The sequence below is a fragment of the Pseudoalteromonas sp. Cn5-37 genome (genome assembly GCF_021532495.1).
In the GTDB taxonomy this organism is placed as follows: domain Bacteria; phylum Pseudomonadota; class Gammaproteobacteria; order Enterobacterales; family Alteromonadaceae; genus Pseudoalteromonas; species Pseudoalteromonas simplex.
In genome coordinates, this window is the sequence record NZ_JAKGBA010000034.1 from 1 (window position 1) to 25,678 (window position 25,678).

The 25,678-nt window shown below is 40.1% G+C and carries 29 protein-coding genes and 1 pseudogene; 4 read left to right on the top strand and 26 right to left on the bottom strand.

What is annotated here, in order from left to right; translation table 11 throughout:
- Positions 1–220: 220 nt before the first annotated feature.
- From L1266_RS19875 to L1266_RS19900, 6 genes are all read right to left on the bottom strand, one after another.
- Entirely contained in the window at positions 221–820 is a 600-nt protein-coding gene (locus L1266_RS19875; protein ID WP_004588581.1) for a methyltransferase family protein, read from the bottom strand.
- Between the two features lie 125 nt (positions 821–945).
- Positions 946–4,056, bottom strand: coding sequence for an efflux RND transporter permease subunit (locus L1266_RS19880; RefSeq protein WP_235378212.1), 3,111 nt, complete (start codon positions 4,054–4,056; stop codon positions 946–948).
- Positions 4,057–4,116: 60 nt separating this feature from the next.
- Positions 4,117–5,052 (bottom strand): efflux RND transporter periplasmic adaptor subunit, encoded by a 936-nt coding sequence (locus L1266_RS19885; protein ID WP_235378213.1) that lies wholly within the window; start codon positions 5,050–5,052, stop codon positions 4,117–4,119.
- Positions 5,053–5,066: 14 nt separating this feature from the next.
- Positions 5,067–6,386: a TolC family protein gene (locus L1266_RS19890; protein WP_051501955.1), complete on the bottom strand. Its 1,320-nt coding sequence runs from the start codon at positions 6,384–6,386 to the stop codon at positions 5,067–5,069.
- A 72-nt stretch (positions 6,387–6,458) separates the two neighbouring features.
- Positions 6,459–6,875, bottom strand: a complete 417-nt coding sequence (locus tag L1266_RS19895) for a hypothetical protein (RefSeq protein WP_015065927.1) — start codon at positions 6,873–6,875, stop codon at positions 6,459–6,461.
- Complete coding sequence (locus L1266_RS19900) at positions 6,841–7,458, bottom strand: cation transporter (RefSeq protein ID WP_036973831.1); 618 nt, start codon at positions 7,456–7,458, stop codon at positions 6,841–6,843. Before L1266_RS19900 ends, L1266_RS19895 begins: the two co-directional genes overlap by 35 nt.
- A gap of 79 nt (positions 7,459–7,537) precedes the next feature.
- Between L1266_RS19900 and cadR the strand changes: the two genes are divergently transcribed.
- Together cadR and L1266_RS19910 are read left to right on the top strand one after the other, a co-directional pair.
- Complete coding sequence (gene cadR, locus L1266_RS19905; protein WP_004588587.1) at positions 7,538–7,927, top strand: Cd(II)/Pb(II)-responsive transcriptional regulator; 390 nt, start codon at positions 7,538–7,540, stop codon at positions 7,925–7,927.
- Between the two features lie 128 nt (positions 7,928–8,055).
- The gene (locus tag L1266_RS19910) at positions 8,056–8,622 is read left to right on the top strand and encodes a hypothetical protein (protein ID WP_063530300.1); all 567 of its coding nucleotides are present in this window, start codon (positions 8,056–8,058) and stop codon (positions 8,620–8,622) included.
- On the opposite strand, the pseudogene L1266_RS19915 reads toward L1266_RS19910, so the two are convergent.
- The 9 genes and pseudogenes from L1266_RS19915 to radC form a co-directional block, all read right to left on the bottom strand.
- Positions 8,582–9,007: pseudogene (locus tag L1266_RS19915) on the bottom strand (tyrosine-type recombinase/integrase); the annotation flags it as partial. The gene L1266_RS19910 and the pseudogene L1266_RS19915 overlap by 41 nt on opposite strands.
- A gap of 134 nt (positions 9,008–9,141) precedes the next feature.
- Positions 9,142–9,822 (bottom strand): hypothetical protein, encoded by a 681-nt coding sequence (locus L1266_RS19920; protein WP_055022417.1) that lies wholly within the window; start codon positions 9,820–9,822, stop codon positions 9,142–9,144.
- The gene (locus L1266_RS19925) at positions 9,815–10,855 is read right to left on the bottom strand and encodes a GmrSD restriction endonuclease domain-containing protein (RefSeq protein ID WP_055022416.1); all 1,041 of its coding nucleotides are present in this window, start codon (positions 10,853–10,855) and stop codon (positions 9,815–9,817) included. Before L1266_RS19925 ends, L1266_RS19920 begins: the two co-directional genes overlap by 8 nt.
- Before the next feature lie 665 nt (positions 10,856–11,520).
- Positions 11,521–11,670 (bottom strand): hypothetical protein, encoded by a 150-nt coding sequence (locus tag L1266_RS19930; protein WP_161805764.1) that lies wholly within the window; start codon positions 11,668–11,670, stop codon positions 11,521–11,523.
- 87 nt (positions 11,671–11,757) lie between these two features.
- A complete protein-coding gene (locus tag L1266_RS19935; RefSeq protein ID WP_036973827.1) occupies positions 11,758–11,985 on the bottom strand; it encodes a hypothetical protein in 228 nt (75 codons plus the stop codon).
- A gap of 66 nt (positions 11,986–12,051) precedes the next feature.
- Positions 12,052–12,294: a class I ribonucleotide reductase maintenance protein YfaE gene (gene yfaE / locus L1266_RS19940; RefSeq protein WP_036973826.1), complete on the bottom strand. Its 243-nt coding sequence runs from the start codon at positions 12,292–12,294 to the stop codon at positions 12,052–12,054.
- Positions 12,291–13,415, bottom strand: a complete 1,125-nt coding sequence (locus tag L1266_RS19945; protein ID WP_138600911.1) for a toprim domain-containing protein — start codon at positions 13,413–13,415, stop codon at positions 12,291–12,293. The genes yfaE and L1266_RS19945 overlap by 4 nt, the downstream gene beginning before the upstream one ends.
- A gap of 109 nt (positions 13,416–13,524) precedes the next feature.
- A complete protein-coding gene (locus L1266_RS19950; RefSeq protein ID WP_162898094.1) occupies positions 13,525–13,683 on the bottom strand; it encodes a hypothetical protein in 159 nt (52 codons plus the stop codon).
- Between the two features lie 81 nt (positions 13,684–13,764).
- Entirely contained in the window at positions 13,765–14,259 is a 495-nt protein-coding gene (radC, locus tag L1266_RS19955) for a RadC family protein (RefSeq protein ID WP_138557223.1), read from the bottom strand.
- A 329-nt stretch (positions 14,260–14,588) separates the two neighbouring features.
- Here radC and L1266_RS19960 point away from each other — a divergent pair, with 329 nt between their 5' ends.
- A complete protein-coding gene (locus L1266_RS19960) occupies positions 14,589–15,560 on the top strand; it encodes an IS481 family transposase (RefSeq protein ID WP_063529430.1) in 972 nt (323 codons plus the stop codon).
- Here the strand turns inward: L1266_RS19960 and L1266_RS22535 are convergent.
- Both L1266_RS22535 and L1266_RS19965 read right to left on the bottom strand, forming a co-directional pair.
- On the bottom strand, positions 15,515–15,730 hold the full coding sequence (locus tag L1266_RS22535; RefSeq protein WP_171040401.1) for a GNAT family N-acetyltransferase: 216 nt from the start codon (positions 15,728–15,730) through the stop codon (positions 15,515–15,517). The two genes, L1266_RS19960 and L1266_RS22535, sit on opposite strands and share 46 nt — an antisense overlap.
- A gap of 213 nt (positions 15,731–15,943) precedes the next feature.
- The gene (locus L1266_RS19965; protein ID WP_055022413.1) at positions 15,944–16,810 is read right to left on the bottom strand and encodes a DMT family transporter; all 867 of its coding nucleotides are present in this window, start codon (positions 16,808–16,810) and stop codon (positions 15,944–15,946) included.
- A gap of 145 nt (positions 16,811–16,955) precedes the next feature.
- Here L1266_RS19965 and L1266_RS19970 point away from each other — a divergent pair, with 145 nt between their 5' ends.
- Entirely contained in the window at positions 16,956–17,861 is a 906-nt protein-coding gene (locus L1266_RS19970) for a LysR substrate-binding domain-containing protein (protein WP_055022412.1), read from the top strand.
- Positions 17,862–18,165: 304 nt separating this feature from the next.
- Here L1266_RS19970 and L1266_RS19975 read toward each other — a convergent pair whose 3' ends face one another.
- The 9 genes from L1266_RS19975 to L1266_RS20015 all read right to left on the bottom strand — a co-directional run bounded on the left by L1266_RS19975 (position 18,166) and on the right by L1266_RS20015 (position 25,159).
- A complete protein-coding gene (locus L1266_RS19975) occupies positions 18,166–19,746 on the bottom strand; it encodes a VWA domain-containing protein (protein WP_171040465.1) in 1,581 nt (526 codons plus the stop codon).
- Positions 19,747–19,849: 103 nt separating this feature from the next.
- Entirely contained in the window at positions 19,850–20,947 is a 1,098-nt protein-coding gene (locus tag L1266_RS19980) for a DUF3150 domain-containing protein (protein WP_036973823.1), read from the bottom strand.
- 94 nt (positions 20,948–21,041) lie between these two features.
- The gene (locus L1266_RS19985; RefSeq protein WP_063529544.1) at positions 21,042–21,566 is read right to left on the bottom strand and encodes a hypothetical protein; all 525 of its coding nucleotides are present in this window, start codon (positions 21,564–21,566) and stop codon (positions 21,042–21,044) included.
- 62 nt (positions 21,567–21,628) lie between these two features.
- On the bottom strand, positions 21,629–22,681 hold the full coding sequence (locus tag L1266_RS19990) for an AAA family ATPase (RefSeq protein ID WP_138558669.1): 1,053 nt from the start codon (positions 22,679–22,681) through the stop codon (positions 21,629–21,631).
- Positions 22,682–22,766: 85 nt separating this feature from the next.
- Positions 22,767–23,087, bottom strand: a complete 321-nt coding sequence (locus tag L1266_RS19995) for a hypothetical protein (RefSeq protein ID WP_036973820.1) — start codon at positions 23,085–23,087, stop codon at positions 22,767–22,769.
- A 9-nt stretch (positions 23,088–23,096) separates the two neighbouring features.
- Entirely contained in the window at positions 23,097–23,708 is a 612-nt protein-coding gene (locus L1266_RS20000) for a hypothetical protein (RefSeq protein ID WP_036973819.1), read from the bottom strand.
- Positions 23,709–23,797: 89 nt separating this feature from the next.
- Entirely contained in the window at positions 23,798–23,938 is a 141-nt protein-coding gene (locus L1266_RS20005) for a hypothetical protein (protein ID WP_155950871.1), read from the bottom strand.
- A 268-nt stretch (positions 23,939–24,206) separates the two neighbouring features.
- Positions 24,207–24,800: a single-stranded DNA-binding protein gene (locus L1266_RS20010; protein ID WP_036973818.1), complete on the bottom strand. Its 594-nt coding sequence runs from the start codon at positions 24,798–24,800 to the stop codon at positions 24,207–24,209.
- Between the two features lie 170 nt (positions 24,801–24,970).
- Entirely contained in the window at positions 24,971–25,159 is a 189-nt protein-coding gene (locus L1266_RS20015) for a hypothetical protein (RefSeq protein ID WP_199528639.1), read from the bottom strand.
- Positions 25,160–25,678: the final 519 nt, after the last annotated feature.

Genomic DNA, 25,678 nt, shown 5'->3' on the forward strand with positions numbered 1-25,678 from the left:
AAAACGAAAGTCTTCGAATTATCGAAGTTGGATTTTGGATCTGAGAAAAAAGAAGCAGCCTAGCCGTTAAGCTAGACTGTAGAAGCCCAGTGATCAGAGCGAAGCGATGTCGCTGGGTAGTTCACTTAAGAATAACGACAGTTCATAAAAATGGACGTTAAAAGATACCGTTCGTTAGTTTATGCATATAAAGCAGCCTGCGCCATTACTTATTTAAGCGTCAAAACTTAAAGCGTGAAAGCTTAGGTATGTATCGGTTAGTGTCAGACTTATATTTTAGAAAATCATCGCCATGCACTTTCTTCAAATAAGGCTCTTCAATTTGTCGAACAATCACTTCAATGCAAATCCAACATACAAAAGCACATGCCCAAAGCAGCAAATGTGGGAACGTTATACACACCCCTGCCCAAAATAGAAAAATACCAAAGTAAATGGGGTTGCGAGACTTTGCGTAAATCCCGTGGGTAATAAGTGCAGTCGTTTCTTGCTGGTCAACGCCAATACGCCATGAATCTCCCATTTGAATTTGAGACAACAAAGTTACAGCAATTCCGCAGGCGCCAATCAAGGAGCCGAGAAGCTGAAATGGAATTGAAGGAACAAATAGTAGGGGCGCACGTCCTAAGTAACCAAAAAGAACTAGACCAAATGCAAAGCAAAACGTAACCACGAATATAGCCCCTGGTACAATTTCTATTAATGGTGCGTTTATAGATGCTGCTCTTATACCAAAATCACCATTTCTCTTATATTGAACAAAGCTTCTACCGAGGACGGCTAGCGCCAAAAAACTACTAATTAAAATAAGCGAAACCATATCTATCCTTATCGTACATGACGTTAAGAATATGATTGTAAAGTCTATACTTAATAAAGAGTCAATAGGTACCTAAAAATCGTTCAGGTAAAACTTGGGCATTTACGAATAAATGCCCAAGAACACTACTGATCCCCTTTACTATGCACGAGTCGATAGAGTACAGGCAGCACTACCAGTGTTAGCAAGGTTGACGATATTATCCCGCCGATGACCACCGTGGCCAAAGGCCGTTGCACCTCTGCACCTATGCCCGTATTGAGCGCCATGGGCACAAATCCAAGGCTTGCCACTAGTGCTGTCATTAATACCGGACGCAAGCGAATAAGTGCCCCTTCAACAATGCTATTCACTAATTCTCCGGTTTCTAGCAAACGTTGCTTGATGAAGGACAGCATTACCAATCCGTTTAATACGGCAATCCCAGACAACGCGATAAATCCTACCGACGCGGATATGGATAAAGGCATATCCCTTAACCAAAGGGACATTACACCGCCTGTTAATGCCAAAGGGATACCTGTGAAGATAATCAACGCATCGCGTATAGAACCAAACGCAATTACCAGCATTGTCAAAATCACAAACAACGTAACCGGTACCACAATCGTCAATCGTTGACTCGCACTTTCGAGCTGCTCAAAGGTTCCACCATAGTCGAGCCAATAACCAGCAGGTAAATCTACTTCATCATTAATTCTCGCCTGAGCTTCTTCAACAAAAGTGCCAATATCTCTGTCACGCACATTTGCTGTGACAACAATACTACGTTTGCCATTCTCCCGGCTTATTTGGCTAGGTACTTCTTTAAATGCAAGTGTGGCTAATTCGCTTATTGGTACATGCTCACCAGAGGGCGTGACTATGGGAACGCTCTCAAGCTGAGTGAGTTCATTTCGAATGTCGTCGGCATATCGCACGACAATTTCAAAGCGTCTGTCGCCCTCAAAAATCATTCCAGCGGTTTCTCCACCTGTCGCAGCATTGAGCCATAACTGCAAGTCGGCTATATCCAAACCAAAGCGTGCCAATTGATCAGGCTTTGGTGTGACGGTGAAGATTGGAATGCCTTCTACCTGCTCAAGCCTCGCGTCATCAGCCCCTTCAATCGTTGAAATAACGGACAAAATGTCAGAAGCAGATGCAAAGAGGGTATCTAAGTCATCCCCAAATAGTTTTATGCCCAAATCTGCCCTTACCCCACTGATCAATTCATTAAACCGCATTTGAATAGGTTGGGTAAATTCATAATTATTGCCGGGCAAGGTAAACAAGTCCTCTTCAAACGTTTCGACTAGCTCGGCTTTAGTCATTGATGGATCGGGCCATTGTTCCCTAGGCTTCAAAATAACAAACGTATCAGTAATGTTGGGCGGCATAGGATCGGTAGCGACCTCACCCGTACCCGTGCGACCGAATACCGTCTGAACTTGCTCATACTGCATAAGTTTCGCTTCAAGAGTTTTTTGCATTTCAACTGCTTGTTCTACCCCAGTCCCAGGGATGCGTATCGCTTGTACTAAGATATCACCTTCATTGAGCTGGGGAATAAACTCGGAGCCTAATTTACTGCCCATCCATAAACTGCCGACAACCAAAGCACTCGCTGCTACTACCACTAGCCATCTAAAACGCAGCGCTCCGGTTAAAACAGGACGATAGACTGCCTTTGCACCTTTAATAATTGGGCTTTCTTTTTCGCTAATTTTACCTCTCATGAAAATTGCTATCGCCGCAGGCACTACGGTAAAACAAAATACCATTGCGGCAAGCAAAGCCATTATCACGGTCGCTGCCATGGGGTGGAACATTTTACCTTCGACGCCAGTGAGCGTGAACAAGGGGATATAAACAATGGTAATGATCAATACACCAAACAAACTGGGGCGTATGACTTCATTAGTGGCTTCATATACAACATTCAGCCTTTCTTTGAGCGGTAGAGTAGCGCCGTTTTGTTTCTGGGATTCGGATAATCGTCTGATACAGTTTTCAACAATGATAACTGCGCCATCGACAATCAAGCCAAAATCCAGTGCGCCTAAACTCATCAAGTTAGCAGACACATCTGTTTTGACCATGCTCGATATCGTGGCAAGCATTGCCAAGGGTATTACAGCGGCGGTAATAAGTGCAGCTCGCACATTCCCAAGCAAAACGAATAGCACAACGATGACAAGTAAAGCGCCCTCGACGAGGTTTTTCTGCACTGTGTCGATGGTTTTGTCAACGAGGCTTGTCCTATCGTAAACCGCTTCAAGGATTACGCCCTCGGGTAAGCTTGTTTTAATGGTTTCGAGCTTACTGTCCACAGCTTTGGCGACCGTACGAGAGTTTTCTCCCACTAACATCATTGTCGTGCCAATCACTGTTTCTTGGCCATTTAACGTGCCGGCTCCAGAGCGCAGCTCTTTACCGAGGTTGATTTGGGCGATGTCTTGAATTTTTACCGGTACGCCATCAATGATCTTAACAACCACTTGGCCGATATCGTCGATGCCCTTAAGTTGGGCTTCCGATCTGATCAGTACTTGTTGCCCATTTTGTTCTACAAAACCAGCGCCTTGATTCGCATTGTTGCGTTCTAGCGCACTGAGAAGGTCACCTGTACTTATCCCAAAGTTTATCATTGCGACTGGATTAGGATTCACATGATATTGCTTTTCAAATCCGCCTATCGCATAAACCTCGGTCACCCCCTCAACAAGCGACAATTGGGGCTTAATTACCCAATCATGGATCTCCCTTAATGCCATAGCATCATAGGGTTGACCGTTGTCCTGTCGCGCCTGAGGCTCAGCACTTAACGAGTACATGTAAATTTCACCCAAGCCTGTGGAGATAGGGCCTATTTCAGGGGTTAACCCTGTTGGCAATTGCGCCGCGATGGCGGTGAGACGCTCGTTGACGAGATTTCGTGCGAAATATAAATCAGTGCCCTCTTTAAACACGACTGTGACTTGCGACAAACCATAGCGTGATATCGAGCGGGTATACGATAAATTAGGCAAACCGGCCAGCGAGGTTTCAACTATAAACGTTATGCGTTGTTCAGTCTCCAAAGGCGAGTAACCTGGGGTTGCGGTATTTATCTGCACTTGCACGTTGGTGATATCAGGCACAGCATCAATCGGCAATTGTTTGTAACTGTACATACCAAAAAAGGCGACAAACAAGGCGAACAACATCATGACACCACGTCGCTCAATGGATAGACGGAGTATTGGTGCTATCATGTTCTCACCTCACCGTTTTTATGGACTTGGCTTTGCTTTTGACAATAAATGCGCAGGTAATTAGTCATCATCGCCCGCCTCCATTTTTAATAAATCAGCTTTTAGTAGATAGCTATTTTCTACAACGACTTGCTGGCCTATTTGAACGCCCTTCACAATCTCTACTAAACGGTTGTCCGTGTTCCCAAGCTTTACTTGGCGGGGGTAAAATCGCTCCCCTTCTTTGACAAAAACAATGGTTTGCCCATCTAACTCTTGTATTGAACTTTTGGGGAGAGCCAGATTGACTTCTTGGAACCCAATCTGAATATAACCCTCTACCATAGCGCCTAAAGGCCAATAACCACTGCCATTATCAACGTTCACAAACGCGATAGAATAAGGTTTGTCATCAGGTGAGGACGTAATGTGGCTTATACTTGATTGTTGCTGCAATTCCTCAAGCCTTAAAGTGACTTCCATATCAACGGCAATACGAGTACGTTGTTTGGGGAAAATAGCCAATTGAGCAATTGCGCGAGAGTAATTAGCAACAGAAAGCAGTACTTGACCGTTGGTGAGCTCACCATCATTGGCGTGTCTAGCTATGATTTTTCCAGACATCGGTGAGGTGATTGAGTATTGATTTAAACTCTCGTTTGACTCAATGATTGCCAGTGTGTCACCTTTTTCTACTTTATCTCCAATATTCACCATGATACGTTTTACAACACCGTCGAAGCGGGCACGAATATGACTCAGTGACGCAGGATCATGAACTATCCGCCCAAAGGTTCTGGTTGTGAGCGATAATGTTCCTGATGCGGCCGATGCAGTCACGATATCGTGTTCAAGCATCCGTTCTTGAGATAACACTACGTACTCGGGTCTTTCTTCGGCTTCCTCATCGTCATCATCAGCCAGGGCGACAGAAGCAAACAGTAAAGTAACTAGCATGACTAACATGCCAAGCAAGTCACGTGCGCTAGTAACTAATGTAAAATGTGATTTATTCATTATTTTTTCTCTATTCATTGTGATGATTGAGCAGACGTCGAGGGAGAGTCAGAAAACACGGGAATTCCCGTAAGTGCCTCTAGATCTGCGCTTCGAAGGTGAACTAAGCCTGCGGCTTTTATCATAGTTCGTTGCATATCTATGAGTTGCTGTTGCGTTGTCACCCACTCTATGTAGTTGTAGCGACCACTTTCATAGCCATCCCGCGCCAATTTCAATGCAGATTCCAATGTTGGGACGACATTGTCTTGAAGGGTCGTAACAGTGAGCAAGGCTTGGTCTTTTGCGCTAATGACTTGATTTAATTGGCGAGTGAGTTCACGAATTTTCGCTTGTTTTTGATAGTCTATACTGTCAAGCAATGCGCGCTGTTGTTCGTATTCACCTAGATTCCGCTGCTTGGTATTTAACGGCACCGAAATACTGGCGACTAACGCTGTGTCATCAATTCCCTGCATTCTTCGGATACCGGCTTCCCACGCAATGTCGAACTGCTGACTGGCCTGAACCACTCTCAACCTGGCCTCTTGTACCCGATAGTTATCAGCATAAAGCAGAACGTGTGGATTGCTTTGAAGCTGTGAAAGCATATGTTCAAGTGATAGTGAATTTGGAAACGATAACAGTGTCCCTTCAACTTCCGCAAACGCAGCGTTAGTGTCACCCCACATGATGGCCAGGTCGCGTTTATACTCATTGAGTTTTTGTTCACTTATCAATAACGACAAACGCGCCTGCGACAACGCTGACTCTGCACGTTTTTTCTCAAGTGGTGAAGAAGCCCCCGCTTCAACCCGTGTAGAGACTGTCTGAAGCATTGTGCGAGCCAGCATTTCAGCTCGTTGCTCAGTCTTGTGCAACGCTTGTTGGACAATGACATTGATATATCGTCGAGTTGTTTCACCCAAGATGTCCAGCGTGCGAATGCGCCGCTGTGTAAGCAGTTGTGCTTTTTTTGAACTCACCACATTCATTCGGCCGCTGACTTTATCTCCAAGCTCGATGACCGACGATAAGGTCAGTGTCAATTCGGCATCTTTGATACCAGACACTTCGCCTGTTCCCAACACATTTTCAACTTCAACCCCAACAGACATTTCAGGTCGTAAGCTGGCCATTTTTGATTCACCATCCAAAGCCGAAGATTTAAATTCGAACACAACTAAATCTGGGTTGTTTGATAATGTGCGTTTGAGCGCATTTTCAAGCGTGATTGAAGACTTTTGCGCATTGGCAGATTGAACAGATATGCTCATGGTTACCAGTGCAGCAGATATCAATTTCAGATACGCTGAGCTAGCTTTTTTTATGCCCAGTGGGCGTGAAGAACTCATAAAAGAACCTTTTGTTCATAAGATAACGACATACATGGAAAGCACCCATGCAAACATATAGGAGGGAATGGATTAATGTTGAGGTGGGCGCAAAAGGCCTTCGACTAGGCCGTCAGTGACGTTGCGGGAATAACTGTATTGATTGGTATATAACGGTTTAGATACGTCATTTATTGGGTGCTGTGCCAGAAACTTAATCTGTCCACATTGACACAGCACACAATGGAAACACTTAGACTCTTCACTCGACGTATTATCACCAGCATTTACATTTTTTTCGGGAACATCATAAGTGCCTATCGACTTTGATTGTTCAGGGACTGACGATACCTCCGCAGGGTAGTCATCGCATTGAGCGGCGAACGAAAAGCCCGATTGACACATGAGCAAAGTAATAAGTAGCCATGCCAACCTACGCAGTTTTGATGTGCAATTAAAAATTGGCATTTTCTTATCAACTTTGCGCATTAAGCGCTCGCTGTCTTTCATTTCCAGCATCTTCGAGGATCATTTTTGCCCCGCGCAACACAACGCACGAAACTATCACACCGATAACCAGATCAGGCCATCGAGAATCGAGCCAAAACACCAAAACGCCAGCAAAGATAACACCTAAGTTGGCAATCACATCGTTGGCTGAAAATATCCAGCTTGCCCGCATATGCACTTCTTCATTTCTTTGTTTGCGTATGATCACAAGACAAATGACATTAGCAACCAGTGCAACTGCCCCCATAGCCATCATTAGTCCCGATACAGGTTCGCTACCGTAAATTGACCGTCTTACAATATCAATGATAATCAACACACCCAGTGCCATCTGAAAAAAGCCGCTAATTCTAGCCGCATTGGCTTTGTGCAATAGCGATTTACCAATAGCATAAAGGGCAACACCATAGACAACTGCGTCGGCGAGCATATCAAGTGAATCGGCTATTAATGCGGTTGAATGAGCAAGCAACCCGATCCCCATTTCTATAACAAACATTGTCGCGTTTATTCCCAAAAGCCAATACAAAACCTGTCGTTGAGACTGGTCTTTTATTTCAACTTCGCACCCACATCCGCTCATTAGAAACACACTCTTTACTGATGAATAGTATGAGTATAAAGTCTATACTTGGTATAGAGTCAACGGTTAGGAGAAAAAAATGAAAATTGGTGATGTCGCAAAGACGACAGGTTGTAGTATTCAGACCATTCGTTTTTATGAAAAGAAAGGGCTATTGCCTGAGCTCAAGCGCTCAAGTGGAAATTATCGTGTCTACGACAAGGGGACTATTGAACAACTCCTATTTATTAAACAGTGTCGTTCATTGGATATGTCTATCATGGAAGTAAAAACGCTCATGGACAGTCGTTCGAAGCCAGATCAGAGCTGTTCAAATATCAATACGTTAATAGCTAAGCATTTATCAGACGTCATTATTCGCATTGAAGAGCTAAACGCATTAAAGTCATCACTCGAAAATATGGCGTCAAAGTGTGATCAAAACAAAACCATTAGGGACTGTGGCATTTTAAATTATTTACACACTTAAAAGTGTAAGAAGCACACAGTTTCACTGTGCGCACTCGCCTCAACGTGTATCTATCGGCTAACATTCGTCATTTGTGTAGATTTATAAGGCAAAAATCAATAGCCTGAACTTTTGATACTGAGTCAGCCATGCATATTCATTTGTGGCCCTACAAAGCGATTTACATCGGAATCAGTCCTGATAATGATGTTCATGCACATCATGCTGTCCAAATTTGCATTGGTTTAGACAAAGACATCTCGGTTCAAGATTACAAGGCACAAAGTATTCACACCGGACAATGTATTGTGATTTTCGAAGATGTCCCTCACAAGGTTTTGGCACAGGACAATCAGATTGTAGTCATCTATTTAGAGCCTGAAGATAGGCAAAACCAACAATTTCTCAAAGCCTTACGTCAAGCCAGGAGTGATGGAATTAATACTCTGCCGCTTACTAGCAAAGAATTGGGATCCATTTCTCAGCATCTATTTACTGACGTCGATATCGACAAAGTGTGGAAAACAGTAAATAAAGCGGTAGGGCTAGTCTATAGTCCTGCGCTTTCATCGCGCCCTGAGGATAAACGGGTACGAGCGGTCATCGACATTATTGCTTCGCAGAGAGGTTGTGCAATCGATATGGCGTTTTTATCATCGAAGGTTTTCTTGTCCCCAAGTCGCAATCAAGTCCTAATTGCTCAGCCCAGCTCCTGATGATAGACCTGTAATATGAATAGCTTATTGGTTGATTAGAGCGACGTATACTCCGAAACAAATAATCACTGGGTTGCAATTTAACTTCTTGAACCCAATGGATAATACTTTGTTGTGTTCTCGGAGTTATCTCAAATTGAACTTCGATCCCTGTTTTCTTCTGCGTTAATTGAACCCTTTCAAATACTTGATCGAGAGTAGCGACGTCTCGAACTTTTAAAGAGAGTAAGTCACATGATCTTAGCTTGCTATCTATAGCCAAATTCAGTAAAGCTAATTGCATCAAGTTGTTTTGAATTTCAATTCGAGTGCGAATACGCCAAATCTCTTCAAGCTTGAAAGGACGTTTCACACCAGTAGCATTGTGGTTTAGTTCTGGTTTCATAGTGACCTCCTATTTAAAAGTCACTATGAGGATAGTGGATGTATTACTGATTAGGATTTGGAAAGAAATGAATTTCGAAAAATCGAGCATTAGCAATCCATGAATAACTACTGGTATGGCAAAGCAGTTGCTTTTTATGCCACAGTATCCGCAACAAAATATCGTTTTTCAGCACAATAAGAGGCAAACGAAGAAGTAATGTGAAGACATAAAAGCTTTATACTGCGTGCTCTATTATCTAACTGCGTAACGTTAAACCTTCGCCCTATAGTAATTGCGGTCTCTCTACCATGAGCTATCGCGTTACGGTGATCCTTGACTTCGGTTAAGACAAAGTGCTGCACACCTTCTGGCAGTGGTGAGCGTTCTAAATCAAAAAAATTCCACACGTTCTCTAGCTGTTTAATAGAAATATTCATTGAGCCACCTGATGGAAAAACAGAACTGTCAACATTAGTCACTTCAGTATCACTTGTTACTGCGAGAACAAGTTTATGACGATTTTCCCACACTTTGGAGGCTCCGCACTCTCGAAGAGCTTTAAAATGAGAATCAAACAGCGAGCACAATACCGCACTTTTAAAATGATTGGCAGGAGCTTCTTCTTGCCCAATAACTTCTAATGCTCGTGTGACTGATTGTGTAATTGCGAACTCAAGTGCTGCATACATTGCAACAAACACCAAGCCTTTCTGAGCACGATAGAAGTCTGAATTTTTAGTTTCTTCAGTCAGTGCCTCATCTGACAAATACTCTAGTATTGAATCTAGTTGCCTCAAGCGATTCATAACACCAGCATCAATATCATTAAACATTATCTACAAACCTAACTCGACAATACTCGACTCTTTCGCGTAAGCGAGGCCCTGAATTTGTGGCTCCAGTTGTCAAGCGGCGTAACTCTTCATCATCAATCCAGTTGGCTACATTTGATCCGCTAATATCAACTCCTTCTTCAATAGCATCGGCAGCTCCAATAGCAATGGCTTCAAAAAGCACTTGTGGTGTACTTCCTTTATTGCCGCGTTTAATTCCATTAGGTAAGACAGCTCTTAGTGATTCAAATGTTTTTTCAAACAGCTCTCTATACTTCTTATAGTTAAAATGTACCGATGCATCGGCCATAAAGTCATTTAGAAATATCTCTACACTGTGTTTAAAATCATCACGTTTTGTTTTGTAAGCCAAAAACTTCAAAACAAGCTCTTCTCTGGTACCGTCTTTCGCTTTAGTTGATGACACATTAACAACTTTGTTGAAGTCATCATTTTTTGCAAGTTCAATGATAAAATCATTAAATTGCCCTCTAAATACACAAGCTCGAATTTCTTGAGGAGTTAATTTGATTCCACCAGTATTCAATCTCTCAAAGAGGTCGAATCGTACTTTTAGATCACTTTTATCGCTTAGTGTTGTTACCTTAAGCGGACGTAAACTGAACTTCAAACGAAGTGAATGAGGCAGATCATTAAACGTTGCTCCATTGAACTTAGACAGGATATCTAGCCCCTTAAGTTTAAGAGGCTTATCCAGCCCAAAACTTTCTATTTGCTCTGGGGTCCCACAAAAATGAATCAATGAGTTAAGCCTTTGTACGCCATCTATTAACTCCCAAGATCCATCTCTATTTGCAGCCATGAACAAGTTAGGAATAGGTATTCCCAATAAAACAGATTCTACAAGTTTAGACTGGTTATCTTCGGGCCAACGAAATTGCCTTTGGTACTCAGGAGCAATGTTGATAATTGATTCATTCGCCATAGAAATCAACTCTTTAACAGATATATCAAATGAATCAAAATCTACTTTCCTAGTCTCTTGATCGAGTTGATTCATATAATCTTTCATGTGTTCTCCAGTGAGCTATCTAAGTTTATTCCAGTGTAACAACAACTCATATTTTAGTCGATATTAGTCAATAGGTTAGTGAATGGTGACTAGAAACACTATCTAACAATTCATGGAGGACTGAGGGCTAAGCTCACGTCGATATTCTTGTAAACTCTCACATTACAAGACACCACAACGATTAGAAAAAGCATTCGTAAAGTGCAAAGAAAAAGTGTACTAGCACACAATGGGGCAAAAACGTTTTAGAAATGGCAGCGTACCGATGCAATCGCTGCCATTTTAGGATGATAGTTTAATACTTGGTATGAATCTTTATTCTACTCACACACTTGGAATTGATTGAAATTTTTCTATTTTCAGCAATATAGAAGAGCTTCGCGTCTACCCCTTACTGGTTATTGTTCTAGGCGCAGTAGCTCCTCTCTTCAAATTTTGACAAAAAAAAGACCGATTAACGGTCTTTTCTTATTTTATTTTTTGCTTATTCGGTGGTGCATCCATAAATAACTACCGAAAAAAACTACATTACCAAAAATGAAAAAGGTCAAACCAATAGCTTGGATTTCATTCATCTTGATCGTCCTCCTCGGAACCATTTAGGAAAGTTATATAGAAACCTATCACAACAGATGCCAACATACAAACAAAAGCAATGACTAGCTTTATAAGTCCTTGAATTTGAATTTCGTAGCATGTTTTGTTGTCGAAACCACACGGCCAAACATATCCGCAAAACCACTAACAGAGAGCTCTGGAATATAGCCAACAATTGTTGCTAATAAGATTAGTTCAACCATGATCTTATTTAGCATTTTGTTTTTCATAAGCAATTCATTTGAATCTCCTCAAAGTAAATTTGAGGGTTCACACCCTTGAGGGAGTAATCCCCCAAGGGTTGTTTATGCTTCAAATAGCAATTCTGCCGTTTCACAGGCATTTGCGATTGTCACATTGTGTATCACAAGCAAATCTACAGTCTTTCTATATTTTTCAATTAATAAAAAGTGAGTAGTTTTTGCTATGAAGTGTCTGATAACCATATCTGGATAGTATCCATTACGGTATGCTGCGAAATGACGTAGCTGAGAACCACCAGCTTTTGCCATTTCAATATGATGTTTACTCATTGCTCCTCCAAAGAAAGGGGGAGCTTCCCAAGCGGGGGGCTCCCCGCATGGGTTGGTTGTAAAAATCTAAAAGGTTACTTCAACCTCAATGTCACCTTTTGGCTTACAAACGCAAGGTAATATCTCACCTTCATTTGTAAAGCCAATTGGTTCATCGATATATTCGACATTGCCCTTTAGTAATTTGATGCGACACGCCCCACAAAAACCTGATTTACAGTTAGATGTAGGGGCAACACTATTCAGCTCTAAAGTCTGTAATAGTGTTCCATTTGTGTCATTGTAAACTTGACCAGAAACGCTAATCATTTGACACCTCCAGTATTAACAGAGATGTCAACAGGTAAGCGAAATGAAAAAGCACTAGGGCCTGCTAAGTTGTAGGTGTCCAGCCAGTCCATACTTTTGCTGCCATTAGGTATATCTAAAGGTGGCATATAAATATCAACAAACTTTCCTTCTCTACGTAGCCTCGCAGCTAATGCTTCTGCTTTTTCTTGACCTGCTCCAGATGCATCCTTATCAGCAAAAATTAATACTGAAGTCACACTATCTGGAATTTTTACCATTTTTAGTAATGTGTCCGAATAGCATGACCACATAGGACAACCTGTAGCCTCACGAACAGCTAATGCAGTTTCAATTCCCTCACATACGCCAATAAAGGTGTTATCACCTTCAGTTACTGGTGAGTCAATTTTAATTGAACATCCACCAATATAGCTGGGCGGAGGCATTAACATCTTCGCATTAGGTACATCTGCTTTTAAGCCTTGCTTGTTAAGGAAAATTCGATGAATCGTGATCCGATTACCATCTGGATCAGTCATTGAACCTAGTAAACCATGAAGTTTCTTAGGTTTAGACTGACCATCTCCCCACCAAAGCTCATCAGCATACCCAAGTGTATACGGTAAAGTTTTCGCATCAGTTTTAAGTCCACGGCTGTTCAAGTAAGCTTGTATCCGACCAGATTGATCATGAGCTGCAGGAATAGCGTGTTGAAATAGCTTCTCAAGTTTTGCAACTCGTTTTGCTTTTTCATCATCGTTAATACCTTTTGGCTGTGAAGCTTTCACATTTTTAACGTATTCGCGCGAGATGCTTGATAAGTCACCACCACAGATATCGATTATTTTGTTTAAAGCGTGGCTTTTTGAGCAACTCTCCATAAACGCAATTACATCTATTCCACCGGGTAAAGCACCTACATCGTTATGGTATGCACCACCGGTATCAACCCAATCTCGGAAAAGGCGAAACTTAGTTCTTCCGTTTCCAGTTTTTGGGCATGGTACTTGTGGTGAACCACCGTGGTTATTTGATTTTGAAACTGCTTCATTAAGTCCTGGGTAGGCTGAGTAGACAGAAGACCACCCGCCATTTGACTTAACTAAAGCAAGTACTTTATCTATTTTTGATTCAATCATTACAACTCTCCTATTCCTCAAGACGACCCTAAAGCGTCCTGAATACAAGGCGCTTTAGGTGGTCGCCTCGAATAAAAAGAAGAGTTAGCCCTAAGGCTAACTCATACGTTTAGCCTTGAGCTTGAGCTCGTTGTTGACCTTCAAATAAAGGTCCCCACTTAGCACGTAATGAAAGAATCGTTTTACCGCCAATATGTACCTCTCTCACTTCAGTGTTAGGTATTGACGATGGGATTGGCATAATTGCCTTTTTAATTGAATTATTCATACGTATCTCCTCCAAAGAGTACAAAAAAGGGGATACGCCCCTTATGGGAAGTATCCCCACAAGGAATGGTTTTAATTTGAGTTAGATAAGACCGCGCTCAGCAAAAGAGACAATATTTTCGCCAATAATGATGTGATCTAACACTTGTACATCAATATGATTGAGTGCATGTTGGATCTTAGTGGTTATTAGCTTGTCTGCTTGCGATGGTTCGGCAATACCTGATGGGTGGTTGTGCGCTAAAATGACAGAAGATGCATTCTTTTTTAGTACACTTTTTACAATCTCCCGAGGATAAACACTTGCAGCATTTATCGTTCCGGTAAACAGTATTTCTTTGTCTATAAGTCTATTTTGGTTATCAAGATAAAGCATGTAAAAGACCTCATGCTCCAATCCCTTTAAATGGACCTCTAGATAATCTGTGACTTGGGTAGGGCTCTTAAAAATAGCACCTCGTCTCAGCCTATTGTTTAGAAGCTTCTTGGCTGTTTCAATAATTTCATCAGAGCTAAGCTCTGACGTGATTATATATTTACCAGTTTCTTCATTTAGTTTTAAGTTAGAAATAGTCATTGTCTCCTCCAAAGAAACATTAAGCGGAGACAATTACCCAGAGGATAATAATCCCCTATGGGTTGATTTAAGTTTGTTGAACACAAGCAAGCTGAACTCGCTTATGCTAAATCTAGGGTTAAACCCAAAGTAACAACGAGACGTCGGTACTTGTTCTACACAAATACAAGGATCTGAGTAGCTTTTATGCTTTATCAAAATTAATTACCTTACGGTAAATTTGATAGCAAGGTGCCATCATTAAATTAATGATAAATGCAAAAAAATCAATTTGGCTTATATGTAGTAGTGTGTGTGATTCATAGACATCCTTTCTATACTTGGATGTTATGAACGATGAAATTCAACAAAGACTTAAGTGGATAAAGCTTTATCAAGAAACAAACAACGCAGGTTTAGTTTGTCTGCGTTGTGGAATATCTAGGCCAACATTACGAAAGTGGTGGTCTAGGTATCAAGAGCAAGGTCTTGATGGCCTTAAAAGTTTGAGTAAAAGACCCCACAGTTCACCAAATCAAAAAATGTCTCCAGAATTGGAAGCTAAGATTTTAGTCTTAAGAAAATCTAGAAACTTAGGCGCTCGAAGAATCCAAAGTGAGTTGCTTAGAAATGAGCAAATTAAGTTAGGGCTAGCTACTATTCATAAAGTGCTTAAAAAGCACCAAGTTGACCCTATAGTTATTTATCGTAGAAAGCCTGACTTCAAAAGATACTCTAAGCCTATTCCTGTCGAAAGAGTTCAAATGGACACCTGTAAAATAGCCCCTAATTTATACCAGTACACAGCTATTGATGACTGTACACGCTATCGAGTGTTAAGGCTTTATAAGCGACGTAGTGCCACTAATACCATTGACTTTGTAGAGTCTGTAATTGAAGAAATGCTATTCCCTATACAGCGATTTCAGACAGACCGAGGTACAGAATTTTTTGCTGAAAAAGTGCAAAAGTTATTAATGAGATACAAGATAAAATTCCGACCAAATAAGCCAGCTTCACCGCACCTTAATGGCAAAGTTGAACGCTCTCAAAAAACAGATAAAGCTGAGTTTTATGCAACTGTTGATTTGGAATCTGAAGATATTCACGAGCAACTTTCTGAGTGGCAGCACTATTACAATTGGGAGAGACCACATAGTGCTCACAATGGAAAAACGCCGATAGAAAGGTATTTTGAAGTTAGTGAACAAACGCCATTTTCAGATGAAATTGAGGGGTTTTATCAAGCGCATAATGAACGTGTTCAATTATCCAATTACAGAAGGGATTTAGAGATCGCAAAATTGAAACGATCTCTATGAATCACACAGATTTCTATAATTGTCTTTGCCCCAAATTTTTCGAAGAAAGGAGCTGAAAGATGACTGGCGGCGATATCTATAACTTTCATGTCACTGTCCTTTGCCATTTTCTTAGCGTAAGACATCATTGCCGTTCCGATGCCATTAGCCTGCACCCGTGGAGAAGTCACAATCTAAGTGATATGAGCACGGTTTATTTTAGGATCGATATCCAGCCCAAAGACAGTCTTCTAAATAAGAGTTACTATAGTCACAAAATATCAAATTATTTTCAGTCATAATATTCCAAAAATTAACTAGTTATTATTTATCCCACATGGGAGTGCAGTTAAACGCTCGTTCCCAAACGCGGTCACGTTGGAAAGTTAGATTAACTTTACCATTTATATTATTTTACTTGTTTGCTTTATCTTTGCTTCTATCTTGGCTAACCAAATCAGCGGAATAATAATTAAAGAAGATCCTATAGCCAAGCTCAGGTCCGGTATTTCATCGAACCACAGCACCCCTACAACTACAGCACCTAATAAACCAGTGTATTCGGCACTGGAAATTTTACTGGCTTCGATTGCTCTATATACCAATACACATATACCAGCATAAATTAGGATAAAAGTGTTGGAGCCTGTTGCCGTTAACATTGGAGTCCAGTCCCAAGGTTTGCCTTCCCATAACGCCAACCCAAGTGCGGCTGGGATACCTACTAGGTTGGTGAGCATTAAAGTTTGGAACACATTATGATGCTGAGGTAATTTACGAACCAATAAATTATTTACAGCCATAGTCAATGCGACGACAAGAGCGGCAATCGCTGCCCAATTAATTTGTGTTGGTTTGACCACGATAAGTACGCCGATAAAGCCCAAAACAGCAGCAGCAATTGAGTGGCTAGTCAGCTTTTCCTGAAACAATATCATGGCTAACGGCAGCATAAGCAAAGGCGCTGTATAGAAAATAGCATTTACGGTAGCTAACGGCAGAGCGCCCAGAGCGAATACCATAAATATTGTCCCTAATAACCAAATGTGGCCACGTATAAAGTGCCATTTGAGGCCAGCGAAGAGGCTTTGTTTATTACTGAGTAGACAAAATGGAAGTAGAATCAGCACTGCGGTCAATTGACGAAATAATACAAATTGGTATATGGCAGTATCTGCTGGCAGAGTTTTTATCAAAGCGTCAGAAAAAACACCAATTATATTTCCGATGATAAGTAATGTCATCGCGAGTCCGACAGTTATTTTGGGCATTTCATTACTCCTGCTACATTCTAGAAAATGTCAATGGAACTGAATTAATAGAGTTACGTTTGTAAAACGGTTATATGATTAGCGTATTCCATACCTTATATGATGTATAATGTTTAAAATTTTTTTAGTATGAGCTAAATTTATAATGAAGTTGCCTCCTTTACGTGCCCTGCAATGCTTTGAAGCTGTTGCGCGACTTAATAGCTTTTCCAAAGCTGCTGAGCACCTCAATGTGACTCAAAGTGCGGTTAGTCACCAAGTTCGATTACTCGAAGACTATTTGGGTGGAACTCTGTTTAACCGACAGGGGCGTTCTTTTTCCTTGACTAAGGTCGGGGAACGTTACTTTGAAGAAGTGACTAACTCATTAGGAAATCTATCAAATGCCAGTCAAATGATACGTCACGGGAAATCAGGCAATCTTCGTTTGGCTTTATATAGCTCTGTGGCGGTGAACTGGTTGATACCGAAGTTAGAAGATTTTAGAAATCAGCACCCAGAAATAGAAATAACTTTAAATATGGTCGGGGATCAACCGGATTATAATGACCAATTTGCGGATTGTTTTATTTCAGTGAATCCACCGGAACGTAACTTTGTCAATCAATTCATGTTTACTGAAAAACTTTATCCCGTGTGTGGAAAAAAGCTTTGGCAGCAGTTAAGAAATAAGCCTCTACCTGATTCATTATGGCAACACCCGTTATTATCAGTACAATACTCAGATACAAATGAAAGTCTCGGTGACGACTGGTTACGTTGGTGTATGAGTGGTAAATTTGAATTACCCAAAGACGTCAAAATTAATCAATTTAGTCATGTCTTACTTGCCGCTGAAGCGGCTCGATATAATTTGGGAATTACCCTCATTAATAATTACATGATGGATGATCAGGATCGCCAGCAAAGTCTTGTGCGCATACCTATGCACGAGCTTAATACCGGAGATAACTTCTATTTTGTCTATAAGGAAACACGAGCTAGGCAACCTGATATTATGAAATTAGGTCGTTGGCTTAAACAGCAGTGTTATGAACTGGAATCAGCTTAGCTATTTAAATTAGAGTTGAAGGTGAATACTAGCTACTTAGAAGTAGCTGTCAGCGTCCGTTTAGTTTTGTTAGTTGCCAGTCAAAATGAGTTTGCCAGAGGCCTTTATTGGCTATTCACTGTCAGTTTTAATTCAACTCTATAAATCAAATCTGGCAGATCAAGTTAAGACTTATTCACATAATGATTATTCACATAATGATTATTCACATAATGATTATTCACATAATGATTGTTCAGCTTATAGCCGCATTTTAAAACATTGTGTTTGCTTTAAAATGCGTCCAAAAGGGCGCATTACTTGGTTAAGCAATTAATTTATTTTTAATTACTTGTTTTAGAATCGAGGGTAACTCTTCAACGGTTTGAATGTTGAGTAATTCCTGATTCTCAAAGCCATAAAGCATTCCTGTATTTATACCAATGCATACAATTTGAATACCTAGAAGTTCCGACATTTCAATCGACTTTTCTAAATACTTTAGATCGCTTGCTTGACCATCAGTAATGATAAAAACAACTTTCTTTTGCTCGACACGAAGTGACAGCCTACGAATTACAGAATAAAGACTTAACCCTGTATGTGTTCCGCCTCTACTACTGACTCTAAAGTTATCTTTAACGGCTTTAGTTGTTGATTTAAAACACTTTGCTTCATATAGGTAACCGGCACTGAAATATATGCATTCACTATTTACGCCTTTCAACTTATCTATTGCTAAGTTAATTGCAAGCGCAGAAGTATTAACACCATTCATATCATCAGCACTCATTGAACTAGACCTGTCTACGAGAACTGATATCGCCATTGTTGGAGCTTTAGTAATTCTTTCTGATTTAAAAACATTAAAATTACCAGCTTTTACTCCAGCAAGTCTATTTGCCTCAACAGTTCTACCTTGCTTAGAAAAATTCACACTTTTTCGGTCTAACCCATAAATTATTTTATGGAGTTCTCGACTTATAGGTGTTGAAAGTCTCTTAGCTTGGTTTAGCGCTGCAGTACCAACTGTGCCACGATCATTTTTTGATATTAAAGGAGCATTGAATTGAATTAGTTGCTCCATATCATTACTTGATCTTACTTCATCGGCCATTTTCTCTAGCTCGTTATTAACTTGTTCATGCAAATCTGCCATGAGCTGACTTTCATCGGCATTTAGGCATTCATTTACAAAATTAATAACTTGCTGGCTAACATTTGAGTTTTGACCTTGGCTATCGCCTGAGTCATCACCTTGGCTATCGCCCGGTTCAAACTCTATTTTTTTAAGTAATTGAATGATCTGTTCTGTAAGTTCATAACTATGTTGGTTAGATTGAAGCGTTGGTATCGTATCCAATAACAAAATTAAATCTTGTACTGGTTTTTGGCCAATACAATCAGTTAATAAAGCTAATGCAATTTCACAGAACTCCTTTAGTTGTACTTGGTTGTTAATTTTATATCGACCATAATATACAACTACAGCTTGCAGCAGTAATGAAGGTGGGAAGCTATCAGTTGGTTTACTGAACCATCCCTTTTTAATACCTTGAGTAACCATCTTAGATAAATTTAAGATGGCGCCCGGCCACTCCAGACAAACCATTCTTTCCATACGAATATCCTCAATGCCATTTCTAATAGCATTGAAAAATACCCCTTTTTCATACGACTTAGCTGTCCATGTTCTATCGGTCCATCGTAGATGGCCTACTTCATGATCAATAGCGCCTTCCAAAAGTTCGAGATAATCGGGGTTTTCAAGATCACCTACGGGTAAAGTAATGCTGTTGTAATCTGTATAGCATCTGTTACCAGTTAAGTTAATCGTAATGTCACCACGGTTACTCATTACTCTTGAAAGCATTCTAAATCGTTTTAATAGTTTTGATTTATTCATTTGCATCTCCTCCAGAAATGTTTAAGAGGGGGATACACCCACAAGGGGTGAGTATCCCCTGTGGGTTTAGAATTAAAGGAAGCTAGATTGCTTCCTTAATTTGTTACCAATTAAATCCAAAATCACCTAAAGAGTTGTTACGCTCAGCGGGCTCGAAAAAAACGGTTTCTTCTTTAGGCGCTAGGTCAAATTCAAATGAATTTTCTTGATCAGCTGTTTCTAAAATGATTGAACTCTCAGAAGCAGTTTCACTAGATTTACCTGAAACGAAAAGGCTCGCTACGTCGGTATCCTCATGTGTAATTACTTCCGGCTCTGGTGTTGCACTATATTGAGGTTTTCCTTCAGCATGAAGGCGAAGTGTGTCTTCATTACTCATTACGAGTAACCAGTTGGTTAACTCTGAAAATGAATGACCTTCAATGTAGCCACTAGAAGGTAAGTTATTTAAAACCTCCTGTATTGTACTAACCACGTTTTCAATACCATTATCTACAAATGATAAATCAATAAGTTTATTCATCATTCTTCTAAATGGTGAACGTACTTTTTGGCTTACGCGATTAACTGGCGTTTTGTCTTTAAACCAGTTTGTTTTATATACACTGCCTGCTTCTTTAGCGATTTCTTGCCAAAGAGTTTCTGCAACATCGTTTTTGATATCGTCTTCATCATCATCAAAAAGCGCTTTCATAGCCAAAGGCTTTGTAAACGACAGTTTGAATTTTGATTGGAACTCAACCTGAGATAAAGCGTATTTATAGATCAGTGCAGCGATATCTGAATTTTCAGCCATATGTTGATTAACTGAAATATCATATTCAGCAATTAATACTGATACTTCATCTTGCCAATCACGCTTTATTCCATCAAGCTCTGACTTAAGCTCATCTAACCTGGTCGTTGGGACAACCGTAAAGTCTCCATACTTAACACCATAACTATTAAAAGTTCGTGTAAGCCGGTTGTTGTACTTCGTTGTAAGCTTCAGCTTGCTTCTAGGAAACCACTGTAATTTACTCCCCTTGATTTGATTAGATGATACTTTCTGACCATCTAGTTCTATCTTTGCGTTCGGTAAAGTTGATTCACCACATGGCGATCTTAATTGCCAGCCTAACAAACATGCTCCATTTTTAAGTGAAGTGTTTTGTTCTGCTAACTCTTTGCCGTTTGCGATTGCTTCGTTTGATAAAGACATGTTGTCTCCTCCAATTTGATAAAAAAAGGGGAGACTTCCCTGTTGGGGAAAGTACTCCCCAAAGGGTTGGTTGATTAATAGGACCTGCGATTTGTTACATCACTTCAATATCCCATGTATTTTGATTAAAGTGGCCTATTCCAATAAGTGAATAACCTCTTTGTTCTTTATTTTTGGCAAGAGCATTTCTCTCACCGTTTACAGACATAAAAACCCATTTCCATTCAGTATTATCATTTTTGAACAACACATATGTCGTATTTTGGAATGATGTTACAGCCCAAAATTTACCTTCACCGGCATGATGATAAACATCAAACGGGTTATTGCATTTCAGGTTACCTTGAGCATTGAACATAACTTGAGCTCGACAGTTTACAAAGTCACAGCTCTTCATTTTCTCATCCGAATGAATAAGAAAATAAGGATTGCCGTTCCTAATGTAATCAATCTTATCGGTTGCCTGAATTAACTCAGACATACTCATTGCTTTAATGTCTCTTACATTGTCAATTTTAAGTGGGCCTTTCCCCCCTTCAATGCGGAGGTATTTACCATTTGATGGTTGGTAGCTAAAACCAATAAAACGACCATTTTCAACTTCAAAGCACTCAAACACTGTGTCCCCTCTCTCAACTTTTAAGTTAGCCGAGTCAGAGGATGTGTTAGTGTTTGAGATGGTTACTTTTTTTGAATTAACTCGCCAAGTGGTTTTTTAATATCATCACCCCATACTCGTTGAACAACAGAATTAACCTCTTCAATTTCATCATTATCAATGGAACCTAAAAACGAAAATTCAAATGACTCATATGGAGAACGATTGGCACCAAATGTCATCATGTAAAAACCCCAGTGGACTAAAGTTCGTGTTGAAAAAACACACCCTAATCCATTATCGATGTTGCCATCGTGATCTTTACCTAATGCAGCTGTTCTTAAAGAGTCAGCTGTTTGTACCATAAGCTTGCGAATCGGCAATGTTAGTTTCGGAAAATTCTTTTCCAAAATTTCCAACTCAACTGCTTTGCTTGGATATTTAGTTTTTAACCAACCAAAACGCGAACGTAATGCTTGGTCTAAACGCTGTGAAGTAATATACCTATCACTATCCCCACCACCGGTAGTATTTGCTGTAGCAGCTATTCGACAGTTAGCATGTTTGTTTATGGTTTCACCGAAAACACTAAGTGTCCAAGGCTTGCCTTCAACAAACAAATGAAGCGATGTTGATAAATCTTCATTAGCTTTATCCACTTCATCTAAGATAACTAAACCACCGTATTTGTATCCGCATGCAGCTTGGCTGTATCGCTTGCGAGTGACATTATGACCTTTTCCATCAACAATTAATTCATAACCACCCTCTAAACGCTCACCACTCATGCCTACGGTTACTTTTTCAATAAAAACAGGCTCATTAAAGCGATCTGCAATGAATAGTAATAACTCCGTTTTACCTGTACCTGTTTCACCCACAAAGCCAAGAGGCTTCGGTTGAGCGGGCGCAAGCCACCATGCTAACGCTTTACGAAGAGTTGCTTCATCAGGCGTATAATGCATGTCAGCTTTTTGACAATTTGGGTGGCGGTGTTTACGAATTTTAATCTTGTATTGATTAGGGTCGAAGATTTCAGGAAAACGCTCATGAGCATCAACTTCTATCATTTCGTTATAATCAATTTTAGTTGCAGGTTTAATTGTAGATACGTTTGATTGTGCTTGAGTATTCATATTGTGTCTCCTCCAAATAGATTTTTGAGGGACACTTATCCCGTCAAGGGTGTAGTGTCCCTTGATGGGTTTGATTTCTTAATATTTAAAATGGTACTTCTAAAAAGTCTATATAACTTTTTTCATAAAGATGAAGGTTTGGTAAGTCTAGAACAGAACAATATTCAAATGCTGCTTCTGTTTCATCCTCAACTGCAAGGTCTAGCATAAAATTCACTTGAGCCTCTGCTGCTAATTCCTCAGTTGCATAACTGGTAGAATTCCAAACTTCAACTGAGTCTGGCCAACCATCAATATGACCAAAGTGATAGCCTTCATCACTCTGACCTAATAGCAGTTTTCGCTCAGTAACATTATCATCAAGTAGAATCCAAGTATTAGACTCATGAGTAGGATAAATTTCCATTATCAACTCCTAAAACTTTAGATCATGCCAAGGAGGGATGTCTGGCCCTTCTAAGTCACTATAAAGATGAGAGTTAGACGATGAGCAATTGCTACCATTTAAGATGAAGTGCTTGTATTCACAAAGAGCTTTAGCGTATTTGTTAGTTACAAGTATTTCATTAAGTTGATTATACTGTTGTAAGATCTGTGGTACTGCAATTCTAATTAAACAAGCATCTAAATCTAGAGACTGGCATACATAATCAAAATTTGCAGAGCAAATCCATTCAAGTTCGTCGTTTAGTATCTCTGAATTCGCTTTAGCATATCGAAGCATACCAAGTGAACGATACAAAATACTTTCCCATAACGCCTTAATGTTCTCGTCTGACCAATGAATGTAATATTCACCTCTTGCAGCATCCAAACAATCATCCATTAAACTAAAAAATACATCCTGCCCAAGGGCAACTTTACCAACTCGGTGAGCTGTTATGATATCTTCGTCTAACGAATGGCACGTATATTCTGCATTTACTGACAGAAAGTGATCAGTTTTTCGCTTCGGTTTAAACTGCTTCTTTCTTTCAAGTTCTGCATTTATTTGAGCTTTGGTTATGGCCTTTTTTGGTCTAGCCATGATGTTCTCCTCCAAAGAGATTTTTAAAGGGAACATCCCCAGCAAGGGAAAATTCCCTTGCTAGGTTGGTAGATAGGTTGAGTTAGAAGTTAACCGTGGAAAACGCGGTTTGACTCTTGATATAAACGGCTTGCGCGAATAGCTAACTTGTTAGATCTATTACGTTTTGCTCGTTTAATTAATTTGCGCTCACGACGACGTAGATATGCGCCGATTGACTTGTTATTCATAAGCTCCTCCAAGTTAAAAAGCTGAAGGACTAACCTGTGAAGGTTAAACCCTCAGAGATTAAGACAAGCAACGAAGTTGCTTGGTGTGCACTCACAAAATAGATTTTTGCTTTTCAACTTGATGTTGAGAGTGCGTAACTAATATTCAACTTTAACTGCCATAGCAGAGTTATTCGCGAGAAGCGAAAAGGTATTATGAATATTAGAAAAAACAAAAGTAACATCCTTGTCATGCAAATTCCTAGGCTAGGAAACCTTATCTAGCTTGTTATTGTTGACTACCGCCATACCCTCCTGGTTGAGGTTTAGGAGCAAAACCGCCCTGCGATTGCGGATAGTGTATTGGTGCGCTCTGGTCTTGCTGGCTGCGCTGATAGTTTTGTGCATTATTTTGCTGTTGACTATGATGCTGAGGCGCACTTTGGTAGTTTGAAGAACTATTTTGTTGTGGGTGACCATTTTGTTGGTTCTGATTGCCAATTAAGCCAGAGGCTTTTAAACATTCCACTTCAACTTTTCTAAGATGTTGAATTAGCTCGATAGCTTTAATCTTTGTTGAAGAGCGGTTTTGCCCACCATTATCAGTCCACTTTTCTTGAACAAGTTTTCCTCTTAAAGTTACTTCGTCCCCTACTTCAATAGCTGGTTTAAAATTCTTTAAAAACCGACTATCCACTTTGACATCAAAAAAGTAAGTTCTGTCAACCCACTCACTTTGTCCGTTAGGTTCGTTTGACTTCTTAAAGTAGCCGTCATCACAAGCAATTGTCACAGTACCAAAATACCCATCTTGACCATTTCTGATATCAAGACTCGCGACTCTACCACCAAGCCTTGCTGAATTATCTTTTGCAGTACGCATATATAAGCCTTCTATAAAGTTATAAAATCATCACAACTGATGTAGATATAATTACATAAAGAAAATATCGCGCGACTTAATCAAAAATAACGGCAATATTCACCGTAACCCTTTGAATAAACTCTAATATATAAAGCCCATTCAGAGAGTAAGGTTTACCCTACTATCTGTTAAACATCCCATTCACATACAAAATCGCTTTCGCCAATTAAGCCACTAGAAATGGCCTTTTGCTTTACAGCTGATAGGTAGTCTGGTTTGTCTAAATGATTAACATCAATCTGTTTTATCTCACCCGTGAACAATGTAAGTGTTGATGTTGATTTGTCGAAAATATGAAAAGCGGAATCTTCAAACATAGGTTTCTCCTTATTGGTTATACCTAAGCATCCTGCTTCAAGCTGCATAGGTATAACCAGTAAGGAAATTCACAGGGAGCTAATGCTCGCCTGTGAAAGTTGATTTAATCAGTGGATGACTCATATTTGCTTCAACAAAGAATTCAAAATTAACAAGGTTCATTCCAAGAATATTACTATGTGAAATACTCTCATCTGAAAACCTAATTTCACCGGGAACAGCGAATACTTTGTCTTTGTTGAATATCTCAGTTGCTATTTGACTGGCCTCGTTATGTGTTTCAGCTGTTGCTAAAACTTTTAACGTTAACCTGTCATATACAATGCAATATACACTCTGAATCTTTAACTGATTGTGATTGTTGTAGCCCGAGTAGGTTGGAATTAGTTTAGTGAACTACTCGCGCCTAAAGGCATCGAGCTTCCAAGATAATAGCCTAAGCTACTAACCTTTCTTTTTTGACGCTTCGTTGGACACCGCTAGTCGAGCTTTTGACTCGGCTAGTCTTACGATTGCCT

Excerpts from the sequence above, each read along its gene's own strand:
- L1266_RS19875 (WP_004588581.1), bottom strand. The coding sequence starts at position 820 with ATGGTTTCGCTTATTTTAATTAGTAGTTTTTTGGCGCTAGCCGTCCTC.
- L1266_RS19880 (WP_235378212.1), bottom strand. The coding sequence starts at position 4,056 with ATGATAGCACCAATACTCCGTCTATCCATTGAGCGACGTGGTGTCATG.
- L1266_RS19885 (WP_235378213.1), bottom strand. The coding sequence starts at position 5,052 with ATGAATAAATCACATTTTACATTAGTTACTAGCGCACGTGACTTGCTT.
- L1266_RS19890 (WP_051501955.1), bottom strand. The coding sequence starts at position 6,386 with ATGAGTTCTTCACGCCCACTGGGCATAAAAAAAGCTAGCTCAGCGTAT.
- L1266_RS19895 (WP_015065927.1), bottom strand. The coding sequence starts at position 6,875 with ATGAAAGACAGCGAGCGCTTAATGCGCAAAGTTGATAAGAAAATGCCA.
- L1266_RS19900 (WP_036973831.1), bottom strand. The coding sequence starts at position 7,458 with ATGAGCGGATGTGGGTGCGAAGTTGAAATAAAAGACCAGTCTCAACGA.
- cadR (WP_004588587.1), top strand. The coding sequence starts at position 7,538 with ATGAAAATTGGTGATGTCGCAAAGACGACAGGTTGTAGTATTCAGACC.
- L1266_RS19910 (WP_063530300.1), top strand. The coding sequence starts at position 8,056 with ATGCATATTCATTTGTGGCCCTACAAAGCGATTTACATCGGAATCAGT.
- L1266_RS19920 (WP_055022417.1), bottom strand. The coding sequence starts at position 9,822 with ATGTTTAATGATATTGATGCTGGTGTTATGAATCGCTTGAGGCAACTA.
- L1266_RS19925 (WP_055022416.1), bottom strand. The coding sequence starts at position 10,855 with ATGAAAGATTATATGAATCAACTCGATCAAGAGACTAGGAAAGTAGAT.
- L1266_RS19930 (WP_161805764.1), bottom strand. The coding sequence starts at position 11,670 with ATGCTAAATAAGATCATGGTTGAACTAATCTTATTAGCAACAATTGTT.
- L1266_RS19935 (WP_036973827.1), bottom strand. The coding sequence starts at position 11,985 with ATGAGTAAACATCATATTGAAATGGCAAAAGCTGGTGGTTCTCAGCTA.
- yfaE (WP_036973826.1), bottom strand. The coding sequence starts at position 12,294 with ATGATTAGCGTTTCTGGTCAAGTTTACAATGACACAAATGGAACACTA.
- L1266_RS19945 (WP_138600911.1), bottom strand. The coding sequence starts at position 13,415 with ATGATTGAATCAAAAATAGATAAAGTACTTGCTTTAGTTAAGTCAAAT.
- L1266_RS19950 (WP_162898094.1), bottom strand. The coding sequence starts at position 13,683 with ATGAATAATTCAATTAAAAAGGCAATTATGCCAATCCCATCGTCAATA.
- radC (WP_138557223.1), bottom strand. The coding sequence starts at position 14,259 with ATGACTATTTCTAACTTAAAACTAAATGAAGAAACTGGTAAATATATA.
- L1266_RS19960 (WP_063529430.1), top strand. The coding sequence starts at position 14,589 with ATGAACGATGAAATTCAACAAAGACTTAAGTGGATAAAGCTTTATCAA.
- L1266_RS19965 (WP_055022413.1), bottom strand. The coding sequence starts at position 16,810 with ATGCCCAAAATAACTGTCGGACTCGCGATGACATTACTTATCATCGGA.
- L1266_RS19970 (WP_055022412.1), top strand. The coding sequence starts at position 16,956 with ATGAAGTTGCCTCCTTTACGTGCCCTGCAATGCTTTGAAGCTGTTGCG.
- L1266_RS19975 (WP_171040465.1), bottom strand. The coding sequence starts at position 19,746 with ATGAATAAATCAAAACTATTAAAACGATTTAGAATGCTTTCAAGAGTA.
- L1266_RS19980 (WP_036973823.1), bottom strand. The coding sequence starts at position 20,947 with ATGTCTTTATCAAACGAAGCAATCGCAAACGGCAAAGAGTTAGCAGAA.
- L1266_RS19990 (WP_138558669.1), bottom strand. The coding sequence starts at position 22,681 with ATGAATACTCAAGCACAATCAAACGTATCTACAATTAAACCTGCAACT.
- L1266_RS19995 (WP_036973820.1), bottom strand. The coding sequence starts at position 23,087 with ATGGAAATTTATCCTACTCATGAGTCTAATACTTGGATTCTACTTGAT.
- L1266_RS20000 (WP_036973819.1), bottom strand. The coding sequence starts at position 23,708 with ATGGCTAGACCAAAAAAGGCCATAACCAAAGCTCAAATAAATGCAGAA.
- L1266_RS20005 (WP_155950871.1), bottom strand. The coding sequence starts at position 23,938 with ATGAATAACAAGTCAATCGGCGCATATCTACGTCGTCGTGAGCGCAAA.
- L1266_RS20010 (WP_036973818.1), bottom strand. The coding sequence starts at position 24,800 with ATGCGTACTGCAAAAGATAATTCAGCAAGGCTTGGTGGTAGAGTCGCG.
- L1266_RS20015 (WP_199528639.1), bottom strand. The coding sequence starts at position 25,159 with ATGTTTGAAGATTCCGCTTTTCATATTTTCGACAAATCAACATCAACA.